The sequence below is a fragment of the Liquorilactobacillus oeni DSM 19972 genome, assembly GCF_001436275.1.
Taxonomy (GTDB): domain Bacteria; phylum Bacillota; class Bacilli; order Lactobacillales; family Lactobacillaceae; genus Liquorilactobacillus; species Liquorilactobacillus oeni.
Window position 1 is genome coordinate 17,639 of record NZ_AZEH01000037.1, and the last position, 15,801, is coordinate 33,439.

The window sequence follows — 15,801 nt, forward strand, 5'->3', positions numbered from 1 at the left end:
GAATTAGTTAAATCCTTATCTTGAAGTGGGTCTATTTTAGTTTTCTTTTACACTTGTCAATTATCCTGTCAGTTATCAAAAAAGGTTAACTGTGGCCAAATTTCTCCCCACTTTTTGGAAATAACTCTTCTTTTGAACTGCTTAAGTAAAGTAGGATCATGGACAAAACGCGGGGTGGGGTGAATTTCCATGTTAAAGAGGTTTTCTAGACCGAACGGAGCAATTACCTTAATTTCGTTATTTGGCGTAAGAAAGACACCAACAGCACTGCATGTTTCAGGAACACTTTCAAGTGCTAACGCTCGATTTTTACCGAAGGGTTGCCGTGTTTTTACATTGTTTAAAGCCGTGTTTTGAAGATTCCAGAGATACTTTGAATGTGACTGCGTGATTATAGCTCGTAAAGTTAACATTTGCTCGTACGTTTCGGCAGGGTTTGTATACAGAATATCCAAGTTACTGCTTAAAATTGAATTAGACCGATTTGTAAGCTTGTTCCACACAAGATTACGAAGGGCTCCGCTGCAGATTAAAGCATCTTGGAGGTGATATTTTGTTAAGATTTGGTGTATTTCATTGAATTCAGGTGTATTCTTCACTAAACTAATTAATTCTTTTTCGTGTTGCATTATATTCCTCCATAAAAAGTCTTACTGCATAATTGTAATTGCTTTTTACTTATAATTAAAGGACAACTTTTTTCAAGTTAGAAACGAAAATAAGGTTAAAAGAGTAAAAATAACGTAAGAGTTAATGAAATTTTTCTCAAAATTTGTTATATTATATCTGTGAAAGCGTTTTTATAGGCTAGGAGGGATTGAAATGGCAAAAATCATAGCAATAAATGCAGGAAGTTCCAGTTTAAAGTTTAAGTTTTTTGAAATGAACAACGAACAGGTTTTAGCTCAAGGAGTCTTTGATCGTATTGGCATCCCAAAGGGCACTATCAAAATTAAGTACGGGAAAGAAAAATACGAAAAAGAAGAAGAATTAAAGGACCATTCGGCAGCGGTAAAAAAATTGCTCCAGTTGCTATTGGATTTAAAAATTGTTCATAATTTCTCTGAAATTAAAGGGGTTGGGCACAGAGTAGTTGCGGGTGGCGAATACTTTAAAAAATCTGCTAGGGTTACAACTAGAGTTATACGTAGAATCAATGACCTTGCGGAATATGCGCCAATTCATAATCCAGCCAATTTGATGGGAATAAAAGCTTTTAAAAAAATTTTACCTGACGCAGTTTCTGTAGCTGTCTTTGATACATCCTTTCATCAAACTATGCCTAAACAAAATTTTATTTTTAGTGTTCCGTATGAGTGGTATCACAACTACGGAGTAAGACGCTATGGCGCCCATGGAACAAGCCATCGCTATGTTGTTGAAGTAGCAGCAAAAATGATGAATAAACCATTGTCCAAATTGAAATTAATTAGTTGCCATTTAGGGGCCGGTGCATCTCTTTGTGCAGTAAAAAACGGCAAGTCATTTGATACTTCTATGGGTTTTACACCTTTAACAGGTATTACGATGGCAACCAGATCAGGTGATGCAGATGTAGCAATGATTTCTTTTATGATGCAAAAGCTCGATATGCACTCGATGCCAGAAGTGATCTACGACCTTAATAAAAAATCGGGACTTTTAGGAATTTCAGGAATATCTTCTGATATGAGAGATATTGAAGCAAAACGTGAGTCTAATGAAAGAGCACGTTTGGCAATTGATATATTTGTAAAAGATGTTGTTAAGTACATTGGCGCCTACACGGCTGAAATGGGGGGAGTAGATGGGATTATCTTTACAGCAGGAATTGGCGAGAATTCCTCATATATTCGGGAAAAAATTATGGATCGTTTGGCCTTTCTAGGAATCCAGGTTGATAAAGAAGCAAATAAAAAGCGGGGAGTTGCAGAATTTATAGTCACTCCTGCTTCAAAAATTGCCGTTATGGTAATTCCCACCAATGAAGAGTTAATGATTGCACGTGATGTTGAGAAAGTCATCAAAAAAGAATCTTCGAAAGAACAAGTTAGCAATAAAAAAACGCTTTCTGTCCGTGCTCATAGTAATTAAGGAAAATTACCGTTTTAGTTTTAAAGTTGATTGAGTTGTAACGCAAATGTAATATAAACTGGTTCACAAACATGACGAAAAGTGTTAGATTATTCAAGTCGATAAATTATTTTTTAGGAGGCTTTTGTCATGAGCAATAAACTTGATATTTTACATGATTATCAAGCGGCGGTCGAGAGAATTACTGAACTTGATCGAGTTTGCGAGGAAATTAGCCAGCGCAATCGCGGTCGCCACTTGTTAGATGCTTACGATGAAAAGAAACGCAGAGCTGAGGCTGAGCGAGATCGCTTGGAAGATATCCTTGAAGCGATGGCAGCAGCTGAAGATTGATTGGAAGTTTGAAGCTTTAGTAGTAGTTTAATTGTTGAATATGTTTTATGATGAAAATTTAAATTTTAAGCCATAAGAGATTACGTCGAGAGAATTTAACGTGGTCTTTTTTGTTTAAAGATATTTTTGAAATTTATGCGACTATTGATACGTACGAAATGTAATATATTTAAATAATAGTTCGACTTTAGCTTTGACAATCTGTAAACTGTCTGATAAGCTATTTTTGTTAGGAGGGGACACCTTGAGTATTAAAATAAGTATTGTAATGGGCAGTATTTCAGACTGGAAGACTATGAAAGAAGCTGCCGACATTTTGGATGAGTTTCAAATTAAGTACACCAAAAAAGTCATTTCGGCACACAGGATGCCAAAGGAAATGTTCGCTTTTTCTCAAAATGCACTTTCTGCTGGAATTAAAGTTATTATTGCGGGAGCTGGCGGAGCAGCACATCTTCCTGGAATGCTTGCTGCTAACACAATTCTTCCGGTAATTGGTGTGCCTATCCAAAGTCATGCATTGAACGGACTTGATTCGCTTTTGTCAATTGTTCAGATGCCGGCGGGAATTCCTGTAGCAACAACCGCAATTGGAATTTCTGGAGCTAAAAATGCAGCTTTGTTGGCATTACAGATTATCGCACTTTCAGATCCTCAAATTGCTAAAAAGTTAGAAGCTTTTCGTAAGAAACAACATGACACTTCAGTAAGGAGTAGTGAGCAGCTTGACTAGTTTCATTGAACAGGGAAAAACGATTGGAATCATAGGCGGCGGACAATTGGGCCAAATGTTAACTTTTTCTGCTAAAGAAGCAGGTTTTCGGGTACTTATCTTAGATCCGAATTCTGATTGTTCAGCGGGACAGGCAGCTGATGATCAAATAGTTGCTCCTTATGATGATCTTAAGGCAATTGAAGAGCTTGCACAACGTGCGGACGTTTTAACCTATGAGTTTGAAAACGTGGATTTGCAGGCTTTGGAAGATGTGCAGGATCAAGTAGCTGTTCCACAAGGGACACATCTCTTAGCGGTGACAAAAGACCGTTTACGTGAAAAAACTTTTATTAAAAAGCTTGGCTTGAAAGTAGCACCATTTAAAGCGATTGCAGATGAAGAACAACTTAGGACTGCGCTTTTTGAAATTGGGTACCCTGCGGTTTTAAAAACGTGTCAAGGTGGTTACGATGGAAAGTCACAAGTTGTATTACATAGCCAAGATGACCTTTTAAAAGTTCCAGAACTGTTAGCAAAAGGACAATGTATTTTAGAAGGCTGGGTTAATTTCAATAAGGAATGTTCTATTATGGTAGGCCGAAATGGCGCAGGCGCCCTCTCTTTTTTTCCAGTAAGTGAAAACATTCATCGCAATCAAATTTTACATGAAAGTATTGTTCCTGCACGAATCTCTGAAAGTTTACAGGAAAAGGCACGTAAAATTGCTGAAAAAATTGCTGTAGGAATCGACCTTTGTGGTATTCTTGGAATAGAGTTATTTGTTGGAGAAGATCAAGAACTTTATGTTAATGAACTCGCACCGCGCCCTCATAATTCTGGGCATTATTCTATCGAAGCCTGCAACTTCTCTCAGTTTGACATTCACAATCGGGCAATTTGCAACTGGCCGTTACCACAAATTAAATTATTGCAGCCAGTTGTTATGGTTAATGTTCTAGGACAGCATGTTGCTGGTGCTAAAAGGCTCGTTGCACAAAAAAAACAGTGGCATTTCCATGATTACGGCAAAGACGAGATTCGCCGTGATCGTAAAATGGGGCATATCAGTATTCTAACTGATAATATCAATGAAACACTGACAGAGATTAAGCAAACCAAAGTTTGGGACTAAAGGGGAAAAATAATGATTTCAAGATATACAAGACCTGAAATGGCGGCAATCTGGAACGACAAAAAGAAATATGAATGTTGGCTTGAAGTTGAAATTGCTGCGGATGAGGCTTGGTCAAAATTAGGTCACATTCCAGCTGGTGATGTCGATAAAATTCGTAAAAATGCGCGTTTTGATGTTGCACGTATCTTAGAAATTGAGCAGAGTACGCATCATGATGTCATTGCGTTTACACGCTGTGTTTCCGAATCATTAGGTGACGAAAAAAAGTGGGTTCATTATGGATTGACCAGTACTGATGTTGTTGATACTGCATATGGCTATCAGTTGAAACAGGTTAACGAGATACTTCGTAATGATCTAGCTGCTTTCAAAGAAATTGTTGCCAAGAAGGCGAAACAGTATCAGCATACTGTTATGATGGGGCGTACACATGGTGTCCACGCTGAACCGACAACTTTTGGGCTCAAGCTAGCTCGTTGGTATTCCGAGATTAAAAGAGACATTGAGCGTTTTGAACATGCGGCAGCAGGAGTCGAAGCTGGGAAAATCAGCGGAGCAGTAGGTACATTTGCTAATATTGATCCTTTCGTTGAAAAGTATGTTTGTCAAAAACTAGGAATCCGTGCACAAGAAATCTCCAGCCAGATACTGCCGCGCGACTTGCATGCCGAATATCTGGCTGCACTTGCACTGATTGCAACCAGCTTGGAAAAGTTCGCTACAGAAATCAGAGGGCTGCAAAAATCAGAAACGCGCGAAGTAGAGGAATATTTTGCCAAGGGACAAAAAGGTTCTTCGGCGATGCCGCATAAACGTAACCCAATCGGTTCAGAAAATATCTGCGGTTTAGCACGTGTAGTGCGTGGACATATGGTTACAGCTTATGAGGATGTGGTGCTTTGGCATGAACGTGATATCTCGCATTCTTCAGCAGAACGGATCATCTTACCTGATACTACTATCCTAATCGATTATATACTGCATCGTTTTGGTAAAATATTAGATACATTGACTGTTTTTCCAGAAAATATGAAGCGTAATATGGGGAGAACTTTTGGTTTAATTTACAGTGGCCGTGTACTATTAAAATTAATCGATAAGGGAATGAGCCGTGAAGATGCATATGACCTTATTCAGCCTAAAACGGCAGAATCTTGGGATAAGCAGATCCAATTCAGACCATTGTTGGAAAAAGATGAAAAAATAATGTCACGGTTGTCTAAGGCCGACTTAGATGACGCTTTTGACTATCATTGGCATCTGCGTCATGTTGATGATATTTTTGCACGTGTTGGGTTAAGTAACTAAATAAAGATGAGAACAATTTACGGAACAGGCTTTTGCTTGTTCCGGTTTTTTATTTGCTTATAAAAATAAAAAAGCCAGTTTATTTTAAAATGTTGGTAAAAATTAATGTCTTTAAGGTAGGCTCTTGATTCGAAATATTCGGTAAAACTTAATTTTCCCAGCTTTCAAACAATAAACTTACCATGTAGCAACTATGCATAGTTCGTGATTAGCTGTGATTTTGGATAATATTTTTCCAACTTAATTCTTTATTGGCAGTAAAAGAATATTACAAGATGTATTTTTTATAAAGTTCGTCTTTTATCTCTTGACGTGTGTTAATAAGCTTGTTAACCTTTATACTAAATAGCGATGGTTTTTACCTAAAATTAACTTTAAAGTTCGCTTTTTGAAGAAAGGAAAGACGAATTATTATGGAAAAAATGATCTATGCTGGAAAAGCCAAACAAATGTGGACGACTACAGATGAGGATGTTTTAAGGGTTGTCTATACTAATCAGGCAACTGCGCTAAATGGAAAAAAGAAAACAGAGATTGAAGGAAAGGGAAGGTTGAACAACCTAATTTCGACTCTGATTTTTAAGTACTTGAATGCTCAAGGCGTGCACACTCATTTTATTAAAACAATTTCAAATGATGAAGAACTTGTCCGTAAAGTACAGATAATTCCGCTTGAAATGGTTACTCGCAATATTGCTGCTGGGCATTTTTCCACGCGTTTTAACATTAAGGAAGGCGCAACTTTTGTTAAGCCAATTGAAGAGTCATATTTTAAAAGTGATGAGTTAGATGATCCTTTTATAAATAACTCGCAAATTTTTGGGTTAAAGATTGCTACTGAAGAAGAAATTGAATACATGTGGCAAGTTTCGCGCAAGGTCGATCAGTTATTGACTGCACTTTTCGCTTCAATTGGTTTACAGTTAGTCGATTACAAGCTTGAATTTGGACGTTTGAAGGATGGTACAGTGATTTTGGCTGATGAGTTTTCCCCTGATAATTGCAGGTTGTGGGATGTTAAGAGCAAAAAGCATATGGATAAAGATGTTTTTAGACGAAATTTAGGAGATTTAACAACTGTTTATAAAGAAGTACTCACACGATTGGAAACAAAATTAGGTGAGGGGGCAAATAAATGGCGGTAAAGGCGCGTATTTTTGTCACGTATAAGGAGTCAGTTTTTGATCCCCAGGGACAGACAATCACAGATGCAGTTCAAAGTTTAGGTCATCCAGAGGTTAAAAAGGTAAATGTTGGAAAATTTTTTGACGTACTGCTTGATTCTACTACTACAGATGTTGCTGAAACAATTAATGAAATTTCAGAACAGCTACTCGTCAACTTTAACTTGGAAACATATCGTTATGAACTATTGGAGGAGGGCTAATGAGAATTGCTATTATAGTTTTTCCAGGGTCTAATTGCGATGTTGATCTTTTTGAAGCACTTCATTCTGTTTGCAATACGGATGCACAGTATGTTTCGTATCGGGAAAAAAGTTTGGCCGATTTTGATGCGGTAATGATTCCGGGTGGCTTTTCTTATGGAGATTATTTACGTTGTGGAGCTATTGCACGTTTTAGCAACATTATGCCGGAAGTTGTGAAGTTTGCACGAGCAGGAAAACCTGTTTTGGGAATTTGCAATGGTTTTCAAATTTTAACAGAAGCGGGTTTGCTTCCAGGAGCACTGAAAAAAAATAATAATTTGAAGTTCATTTGTAAAACAGCAGCGCTCACAGTTGAAAATAATGCAACTCTCTTTACTAAACAGTACCATTCAAAAGAAAAAATTTACTTACCAATTGCGCACGCAGACGGAAGTTACTATGCAGAAAAGAATGTATTATCTCAGTTGGAGGATCAGCAACAAGTTGTTTTTCGCTATGCAGATGAAAACCCCAATGGCAGTCTAAATAACATTGCTGGCATTATCAATGAAAGAGGTAATGTTTTGGGGATGATGCCGCATCCAGAACGTGCTGTTGAATCTTTACTCGGAAATGTTGATGGACTGCGTGTTTTCAAGTCATTGTTAGAAGGAAAAGTTCGTACAAAGGAGGCAAGCCGCTAATGACCATCAAAATGGAAATGAGTCCACAAGAGATCAAGCAGAAGAAACCATACCTTGAATGGGGACTTAGTGAGAAAGAATATGACTATATTGCAAAAAAGCTTCTGGGTCGGCTGCCTAATTATACAGAAACAGGTTTATTTGCAGTGATGTGGAGTGAACACTGTTCATATAAAAAATCTAAGGCAGTTTTGCGCGAATTTCCTAATAAAAATGCAAGGGTACTGCAAGGTCCGGGCGAAGGTGCAGGAATTATTGACATTGGTGATGGTCAAGGAATTGTTTTCAAGGCTGAAAGTCATAACCATCCTTCGGCGGTCGAACCTTATGAAGGTGCAGCGACAGGAGTTGGGGGAATTATCCGGGATATCTTCAGTATGGGGGCACGCCCGATTGCACTGCTTGATTCACTTCACTTTGGAGAGATTAAAGATTCACGTACAAGATACCTTATTAATGAAGTTGTTGCGGGAATTGGTGGCTATGGCAACTGCATGGGCATTCCAACTGTCGGTGGAGAAATTACATTTGATGAATGTTATGCTGACAATCCACTTGTTAATGCAATGTGTGTTGGAATTATCGCACAAAGCAAGATGCAAAAGGGACAGGCTAAGGGTGTTGGAAATGCTGTGATGTATGTCGGAGCAAAAACTGGTAGAGATGGGATTCATGGAGCAACATTTGCTTCTACAGATTTTAGTGATGAAAGGGAAACACAGCGTTCGGCAGTTCAAGTAGGCGATCCATTCATGGAAAAGCTTTTGTTGGAAGCATGCCTATTACTGACGAGTAAACACCAAGAATGGCTTGTTGGAATTCAAGATATGGGTGCGGCTGGATTAGTTTCATCAAGTTGTGAGATGGCTTCTAAAGCTGGAAGTGGAATGATACTTGAGCTAGACAACGTTCCACAACGTGAAGATGGAATGTCAGCTTATGAAATAATGCTCAGTGAGTCTCAGGAAAGAATGCTTTTATGCGTGCGGGCCGGTTTTGAAGAGGAAGTCAAGAAGCTTTTTCACGATTTTGGGCTTGATGCAGTTGTAATCGGCAGAGTAACAGAAAAAAAAGATTATTTGCTTAAGCATCATGGACAAGTGGTTACAAATATTCCAGTAGCAAGTTTAACTGATGATGTCTTAGAAGAAAGCAGTCGTGAGAAAGTACCTGCAAGAATCATTAAGAGAAATGAACAACCAACTTGGCATCCAGGTCAATTAGCAGTTGGAGATGTTCTATGCAAAATGCTACAACAGCCCACGATTGCTTCTAAAAGAATTTTCACAGAAACCTATGATTCACAGGTGAGAACCAATACAGTTGTAGGGCCAGGAAGTGATGCTGCAGTTTTACGAATTAGGCAGACAGATAAAGCAATTGCGCTTACCACTGATGGTAATGGCCGTTTTGTATATCTAGATCCTTTCATTGGAGGAAAAATTGCTGTGCTTGAAGCTGCAACAAATCTGGTTGCTAGTGGTGCAAAGCCCTTAGCAATCACTGACTGTCTCAATTTTGGCGATCCGAATGATCCGGAGGTTTGCTGGGAATTACATCAAGCAGTTAAGGGAATGGCTGCTGCCTGTCGTCAACTTGATACTCCTGTTATTTCGGGCAATGTTTCCCTTTATAACGAAAGCAACGGAACGGCGATTTTTCCAACGCCAATGGTTGGAATGGTGGGGTTATTGGAAAATGTGCGTAACTATTTGACACCAACTGTTAAAAGTGTAGGCGCACAGCTGTTTTTAATTGGAAAGACTGGTAATGATTTTGCGGGAACTGAAATTCAAAAAATGTTAACAGGAAAATTTAGCGGCCCACTTAACGACTTTTCATTGACGGATGAGGTTAAAAAAATGGAGAAATTGCTCCAGGCAAATCAAGAAGGATTACTTGAAAGTGCACATGATCTCAGCGAAGGCGGGTTAGCGGTTGCCCTTGTTGAGTTAGTTTTGCATAATCAATTGGGTCTGTCGGTTTCGGTGGATTTTGCAGGTGAACAGCTTTTTAGTGAGACTCCAGGAAGATTTGTTGTTAGTGTTGCTCCGCAAAATGTGGCCGCGTTTAAGAAATTGATGGGGACAGATGCAGTTTTGATTGGAGAAGTTACTTCAAAAAGAGAATGTGAACTGACATATCAGGACGGAAAGACTGTTTTGAATTTGGAAGAAGCAAAAAGATTATGGGAGGATGCAATACCATGCCTTATGAAATCAAGGGACTAAATGAAGAGTGTGGTGTTTTTGGCGTTTTTGGTGCAACAAAGGCAAGCCAATTGACATATTTTGGACTTCATAGTTTGCAGCATCGTGGGCAAGAAGGCGCAGGCATTGTATCCAGTAATGGTAAAAAGTTGATGCGGTTTCGTAATCGTGGACTGCTTGCAGAGGTCTTTGCCAACGAGAATAATTTAAATTCTCTTGTAGGAGATATCGCGATTGGTCACGTCCGTTACGGTACAAGCGGCAATAACACTTTAGAAAATGTGCAGCCTTTCTTTTTTCATTTCAGAGATGGGGATGTTGCACTTGCTCACAATGGAAACTTAACAAATTCTGAGACACTTAAGGAGCAGTTAGAAGAAGAAGGAGCAATTTTTCAATCAACTTCAGATACAGAGATCTTGATTCATCTTATTCGGCAAAAAAAAGGGATGGATTTTGTTAGCGCGTTGAAACAGAGCCTAAATGAAGTTCATGGTGGCTTTGCCTTCTTGTTATTGCGTGAAAACCGGCTTTATGCCGCACTTGATCCCAATGGTTTTCGTCCTTTATCGATTGGACAATTAGATAATGGAGCTTATGTAGTTGCAAGTGAAACATGTGCGTTAGATACGGTAGGAGCTCGTTTTGTACGTGATGTGCAGCCTGGCGAGTTGATCACTATTGATGAAACAGGTTTGCATATTGATTCGTATACGCAAGAAACGCAGCTTACACTTTGTTCGATGGAATTCATTTATTTTTCACGTCCAGATTCAATTATTCATGGTGTTACTGTTCATAATGCACGTAAAAAAATGGGGAGATTGCTGGCACATCAAGCACCAGTCGATGTAGACATGGTAGTGGGAGTTCCAAATTCATCCTTGTCTGCAGCAAGCGGGTATGCGGAAGAAAGTGGACATCCTTATGAGATGGGGCTGATCAAGAATCAATACGTAGCGCGAACTTTTATTCAACCAACAAAACAGTTACGTGAACGTGGAGTTAAAATGAAGCTCTCAGCAGTTCGCGGAGTTGTAGAGGGAAAAAGAGTGGCCGTTGTTGATGATTCAATTGTACGTGGAACAACAAGTCGGCAAATTGTGCGTCTTTTACGGGAAGCCGGAGCAAAAGAAGTTCATATGCTGATTGCTTCTCCACCGCTTCGTTTTCCGTGTTTTTATGGGATTGATATTTCAACACGTTCAGAATTAATTGCTGCTAATCATACTATTCCAGAAATTCGTGAATTGATTGGTGCAGACTCACTATCTTTTCTGTCTTTGCCTAACTTGATTAAAGCAATAAACCTTCCTGAAGGTACAGAAGAACCTAATGGTGGCTTATGTGTTGCATATTTTGATGGAAAGTATCCAACACCACTTTATGATTATCGTGCGGGTTATTTAGATTCCTTGAAAAAGCAGCAAGAAAGAGAGGTTGCCGCAAATGAATCGTTATCAGCAAGCAGGGGTTGACGTCAATGCCGGTTATGAATTAGTTCGCAGGATTCGTAGTGCAGTTGCGAGCACAGAGCGGCCTGGTTGTATGGGAGAAATTGGTTCCTTTGGTGGTTTATTTGATCTTGGTGTACTTGGTAAAATGGAGCATCCCATTCTTGTTTCAGGAACAGATGGAGTTGGTACTAAACTTTTAATTGCACAGCAAACTGAAAAGCATGAAACAATTGGAATTGACTGTGTTGCGATGTGTGTCAATGATATTTTGGCTCAAGGAGCCCAGCCGTTGTATTTTATGGATTATATTGCCGTCGGTCATAACAATCCAGAAAGAATTGCGCAGATAGTGCAAGGAGTTGCAACTGGGTGTAAACAAGCACATGCTGTTTTAAACGGTGGTGAAACCGCTGAAATGCCTGATATGTATTCCAAAGATGAATATGACCTTGCTGGTTTTGCAGTCGGAGTTGCAGAAAAGGAAAAGTTATTGACAAAAGACCGTCCACAAGAGGGGGATCTTTTATTTGCTTTACCATCAAGTGGATTACATTCAAACGGTTTTTCATTAGTTCGTCAAATAATTTTTAAGGAGCAACATCTGGACTTCAATACCCAACCGGCTGTTTTAGATGGAAAAACGATTGCAGCAGAATTGCTGAAACCTACAAAAATTTATGTCCGCATACTATGGCCGTTAATTGAAAGAGGGTTGCTTAACGGAATTAGTCACATTACGGGTGGCGGGTTAATAGAAAATCTCCCACGGATGTTTGCTGATGACTTGCAAGCTGTTATCCAAAGAGATTCTTGGAATGTTTTGCCAATTTTTAAATATTTAGCTGAATTAGGAAGATTGACTTTGCAGGATTGTTTTGAAACTTTTAATATGGGACTAGGGATGGTACTCGCAGTTTCTCCAGATAAGGCGGCAGCGGTCAGAAAATATTTTGAACAGAAGGAAGAATGTTTTTACGAGATTGGTTCCTTATGTCACCGTCCAGAAAAAGAAACAAAAATCAGATTCAAGTGAGGCATTTTAAAATGAAGATTGCGATTTTTGCATCAGGAAACGGTTCAAATTTTGAAATTTTTGCACAAATGTTTGAAAAGCATCAACTTCCAGGAGAATTAACACTGCTTTTTTGTGATCATCCCAATGCCAATGTTGTTGCACGAGCACGGCGTCATCAGGTTCCTGTTGAAACATTCACGGTTAAGGAGTGTGGTACTAAGGTACAGTACGAAGAAAAAATTCTGAAAATTTTACTTTCGCAAAAAATCGATTTTATTATTTTAGCAGGATATCTGCGTGTGATTGGTAATAAAATTCTGCAACATTTTGAAGGCAGAATCGTCAATCTTCATCCGGCATATTTGCCTGAGTATCCAGGCTTGCATTCTATTGAAAGAGCTTTTACAGATAAAAAAGAAGAGACAGGTGTTACAGTTCATTATGTAGATGCAGGGCTTGATTCTGGCCCCATTATTGCACAATGCAGGGTGCCAATTTTGAAAGATGATACTGTTTCAGAATTGGAAAAACGGATTCATGAAAGAGAACATCAGCTCTACCCACAGGTTGTAAAAAAAATATTGCAGGATTTACAACAGAAAGAAGGAAACGAGAAATGAAGAGAGCTTTGGTCAGTGTTTCAGATAAAAAAGGGCTTGCCCCATTTATAAAAAAATTAGTTGCAAATGATTTTGAGATTATTTCAACTGGAGGAACAAAAAAATTTCTTGATGAAGCAGGTATCAAAACAATTGCAGTCGAAGACGTTACTGGCTTTCCTGAAATTTTAGATGGACGTGTAAAAACTTTGAATCCCTTGATTCATGGAGCTTTGTTGGGAAGAAGAGAAGTTCCTGCCCATGTAGAAACAATGAAAAAAATGCATATTGAACCAATTGATCTTGTGTGTGTTAACCTTTATCCCTTTAAACAAACCATTGAAAAATCAGATGTTAAATTGGCAGATGCAATTGAGAATATTGATATTGGTGGTCCAAGTATGTTGCGCAGTGCTTCTAAAAATTATCAGGATGTAACGGTTGTCACTGACCCGAAAGATTATTCAGTTATTGCACAAGAAATTGCTGAAAAGGGAGCTACTACACTGCAAACACGTGCAAAGCTAGCTGCCAAAGCTTTCAGACATACGGCAGCGTATGATGCTCTAATTGCCCAGTATCTTTCAAAAAGAACAGGGGTTGAAGCTCCTGAGGAACTGACTTTAACATATAATTTGGAAGATACAATGCGCTATGGAGAAAACAGTCATCAAAAAGCATGGTTTTACCGTGATGCTCTTCCTTCGAAATACGCATTGAGTAGTGCAGAACAGCTTCACGGCAAGAAATTATCATATAACAATATCAAAGACGCAGATGCTGCTTTGAGAATTGCGCGTGAGTTTGATGAACCTACCGTAGTAGCCCTGAAACACATGAATCCTTGTGGAATCGGACGTGCGTCTTCTTTGGAAACTGCTTGGGATCTTGCATATCAAGCAGATCCGATTTCAATCTTTGGTGGTGTGATTGTTTTGAATCGTAAAGTAGATGTTGCGACAGCTCAAAAAATGCATCAGCTTTTCTTGGAAATTATTATCGCACCTGCTTTTGAAGAAGAGGCCTTTGCCATTTTAGCTAAGAAAAAGAATTTGCGGCTTTTACAACTTGATTTTGCAAGCAAAAATGAAAGACCGCAAAAGGAAGTAGTTTCTGTGCTAGGAGGCCTTTTGGTGCAGGAACAAGATGTTTTGCACGAAGAACCTAAAAAATGGGAAATTGTGACTAAGGTTAAGCCAACAGCAGAGCAGCTTAGTACTTTATTATTTGCGTGGAAGGCAGTTAAACATACAAAGAGCAATGCCATTGTTGTTGCTAACAGTAAAAGAACACTTGGCATTGGAGCAGGGCAGCCTAATCGAATTGATTCAACTAAGATTGCTATTAAAAAAGCGGGCAGTGCAATTGATGATGAAGCTGTTTTGGCTAGTGACGCTTTCTTTCCAATGGATGATTGTGTTGAATATGCTGCAGAACATGGTATCAAGGCAATTGTTCAACCAGGTGGTAGTATTCGTGACAAAGATTCAATTGCAATGGCTGACAAATTTGGAATTACCATGTTGACTACCGGAATACGTCATTTCAGACACTAATCAGACATTAAGATGGAGGAATAAACTTGGAAAAAAAGTTAAGGCTTCTTGTAGTTGGTTCGGGTGCACGTGAACATGCAATTTGCAGATCTTTTTTAAAAAGTCACTGTGTCAGTGATGTTTTTTGTGCCCCAGGAAATGACGGTATGAAAAAAACAGGAATAAAGACAATTGATCTGTCTGAACTTGATTTTAGTAACTTAAAGAAGTTTGTAAAAGAAAATGCAATTGATTGGACTTTTGTTGGGCCAGAGAATGCTTTGGTAAATGGAATTGTGGATTCTTTCAAAAAAGATGGATTAAAAATATTTGGACCATCTGCAGAGGCCGCACAGTTGGAGGGCTCAAAAGATTTTGCGTTACGTTTTATGACGACACAGCATGTTCCAACGGCTAAATACCAATCTTTTGGTGTAAAAGAAGAAGCGTTAAAAGCGTTGACAAACTGGCCTTTGCCGCTTGTAATTAAAGCTGACGGTCTTGCTGGCGGTAAAGGTGTCACAATTTGTCAAGATGTGGCAACTGCCCAAGAAACAGTCACACGACTCTTTGATAATGGCCAGCAACGGCTTGTTTTTGAAGAATTTTTGGAAGGTCAAGAATACTCGCTTTTTGTAGTTGTCAATGAAAAAAATTATCAGATTCTGCCAATGGCCCAAGATCATAAACGTGCTTATAATTTTGATAAAGGACCGAATACAGGCGGTATGGGAGCATACAGCCCTGTGCCCCAACTTTTGCACACTGACTATCAGCAAATGATTACAGAAGTTGTTGAGCCTTCTATTCAGGGATTGAGAAAAAGAAATTTTGATTACGTTGGTGTCTTATATATTGGACTGATTTTGACTGCGAGCGGACCTAAGGTGATTGAATATAATGTGCGTTTGGGAGATCCTGAAACACAGGTTGTTTTGCCTAGATTAAAAACTGATTTTGCAGTACTGATCGATGATTGTCTTCGTATGCGCACAATGAAACAGCTTGAATTTAAACAAAATGCTTGTTTGGGGATTGTTATTGCAGCTCAAGGCTATCCGCAAAAACCTAAACAGGGGCAAAGCTTGTCCTCTTTTATTGAAGAACCTGATATAACAATTGATTATGCTAATGTTATGGAACAAAACGGGAAGATGATAGGTGCAGGTGGCAGATTATTGACTGTTGCTGCAACTGCCGCGACATTACTTGAGGCACAAAAAAAAGCCTATCATTATATTGAAAAACTTTCACTTTCAGGTTGCTTTTACCGTGAAGATATTGGAGCGAAGGCTCTCTCAAAGGGCAATTCTTAGTTAGGGCATTTATTGAAAATATGTCAGTACAT

General features: G+C 38.9%; 15 protein-coding genes. 14 read left to right on the forward strand and 1 reads right to left on the reverse strand.

What is annotated here, in order from left to right:
- Positions 1–68: 68 nt before the first annotated feature.
- Complete coding sequence (locus tag FD46_RS04855) at positions 69–629, reverse strand: nucleotidyltransferase family protein (protein WP_057896045.1); 561 nt, start codon at positions 627–629, stop codon at positions 69–71.
- 193 nt (positions 630–822) lie between these two features.
- On the opposite strand from FD46_RS04855, the gene FD46_RS04860 reads away from it, so the two are divergent.
- From FD46_RS04860 to purD, 14 genes are all read left to right on the forward strand, one after another.
- The gene (locus tag FD46_RS04860) at positions 823–2,073 is read left to right on the forward strand and encodes an acetate/propionate family kinase (protein ID WP_057896046.1); all 1,251 of its coding nucleotides are present in this window, start codon (positions 823–825) and stop codon (positions 2,071–2,073) included.
- A 129-nt stretch (positions 2,074–2,202) separates the two neighbouring features.
- Positions 2,203–2,406, forward strand: a complete 204-nt coding sequence (locus FD46_RS04865; protein WP_057896047.1) for a hypothetical protein — start codon at positions 2,203–2,205, stop codon at positions 2,404–2,406.
- A 244-nt stretch (positions 2,407–2,650) separates the two neighbouring features.
- Positions 2,651–3,139: a 5-(carboxyamino)imidazole ribonucleotide mutase gene (gene purE / locus FD46_RS04870; RefSeq protein WP_157047094.1), complete on the forward strand. Its 489-nt coding sequence runs from the start codon at positions 2,651–2,653 to the stop codon at positions 3,137–3,139.
- Positions 3,132–4,253 carry a 5-(carboxyamino)imidazole ribonucleotide synthase gene (gene purK, locus FD46_RS04875; RefSeq protein WP_057896048.1) on the forward strand — a complete coding sequence of 374 codons (1,122 nt, stop codon included), beginning with the start codon at positions 3,132–3,134 and terminating at the stop codon, positions 4,251–4,253. Before purE ends, purK begins: the two co-directional genes overlap by 8 nt.
- 12 nt (positions 4,254–4,265) lie before the next feature.
- The gene (gene purB, locus FD46_RS04880) at positions 4,266–5,564 is read left to right on the forward strand and encodes an adenylosuccinate lyase (RefSeq protein WP_057896049.1); all 1,299 of its coding nucleotides are present in this window, start codon (positions 4,266–4,268) and stop codon (positions 5,562–5,564) included.
- A 413-nt stretch (positions 5,565–5,977) separates the two neighbouring features.
- Complete coding sequence (gene purC, locus FD46_RS04885; protein ID WP_057896050.1) at positions 5,978–6,709, forward strand: phosphoribosylaminoimidazolesuccinocarboxamide synthase; 732 nt, start codon at positions 5,978–5,980, stop codon at positions 6,707–6,709.
- A complete protein-coding gene (gene purS, locus FD46_RS04890; RefSeq protein ID WP_057896051.1) occupies positions 6,700–6,951 on the forward strand; it encodes a phosphoribosylformylglycinamidine synthase subunit PurS in 252 nt (83 codons plus the stop codon). The genes purC and purS overlap by 10 nt, the downstream gene beginning before the upstream one ends.
- On the forward strand, positions 6,951–7,637 hold the full coding sequence (purQ, locus tag FD46_RS04895) for a phosphoribosylformylglycinamidine synthase subunit PurQ (RefSeq protein ID WP_057896052.1): 687 nt from the start codon (positions 6,951–6,953) through the stop codon (positions 7,635–7,637). The genes purS and purQ overlap by 1 nt, the downstream gene beginning before the upstream one ends.
- 5 nt (positions 7,638–7,642) lie before the next feature.
- Positions 7,643–9,868, forward strand: coding sequence for a phosphoribosylformylglycinamidine synthase subunit PurL (purL, locus tag FD46_RS04900; RefSeq protein ID WP_162257996.1), 2,226 nt, complete (start codon positions 7,643–7,645; stop codon positions 9,866–9,868).
- Positions 9,844–11,325, forward strand: a complete 1,482-nt coding sequence (gene purF / locus FD46_RS04905) for an amidophosphoribosyltransferase (protein WP_057896054.1) — start codon at positions 9,844–9,846, stop codon at positions 11,323–11,325. Before purL ends, purF begins: the two co-directional genes overlap by 25 nt.
- Positions 11,297–12,337 (forward strand): phosphoribosylformylglycinamidine cyclo-ligase, encoded by a 1,041-nt coding sequence (gene purM, locus FD46_RS04910; protein WP_057896055.1) that lies wholly within the window; start codon positions 11,297–11,299, stop codon positions 12,335–12,337. Before purF ends, purM begins: the two co-directional genes overlap by 29 nt.
- An 11-nt stretch (positions 12,338–12,348) precedes the next feature.
- Entirely contained in the window at positions 12,349–12,939 is a 591-nt protein-coding gene (gene purN, locus FD46_RS04915; RefSeq protein ID WP_057896056.1) for a phosphoribosylglycinamide formyltransferase, read from the forward strand.
- The gene (gene purH / locus FD46_RS04920) at positions 12,936–14,474 is read left to right on the forward strand and encodes a bifunctional phosphoribosylaminoimidazolecarboxamide formyltransferase/IMP cyclohydrolase (RefSeq protein WP_057896057.1); all 1,539 of its coding nucleotides are present in this window, start codon (positions 12,936–12,938) and stop codon (positions 14,472–14,474) included. Before purN ends, purH begins: the two co-directional genes overlap by 4 nt.
- Before the next feature lie 26 nt (positions 14,475–14,500).
- Positions 14,501–15,769, forward strand: coding sequence for a phosphoribosylamine--glycine ligase (purD, locus tag FD46_RS04925; protein WP_057896058.1), 1,269 nt, complete (start codon positions 14,501–14,503; stop codon positions 15,767–15,769).
- Positions 15,770–15,801 lie beyond the last annotated feature (32 nt).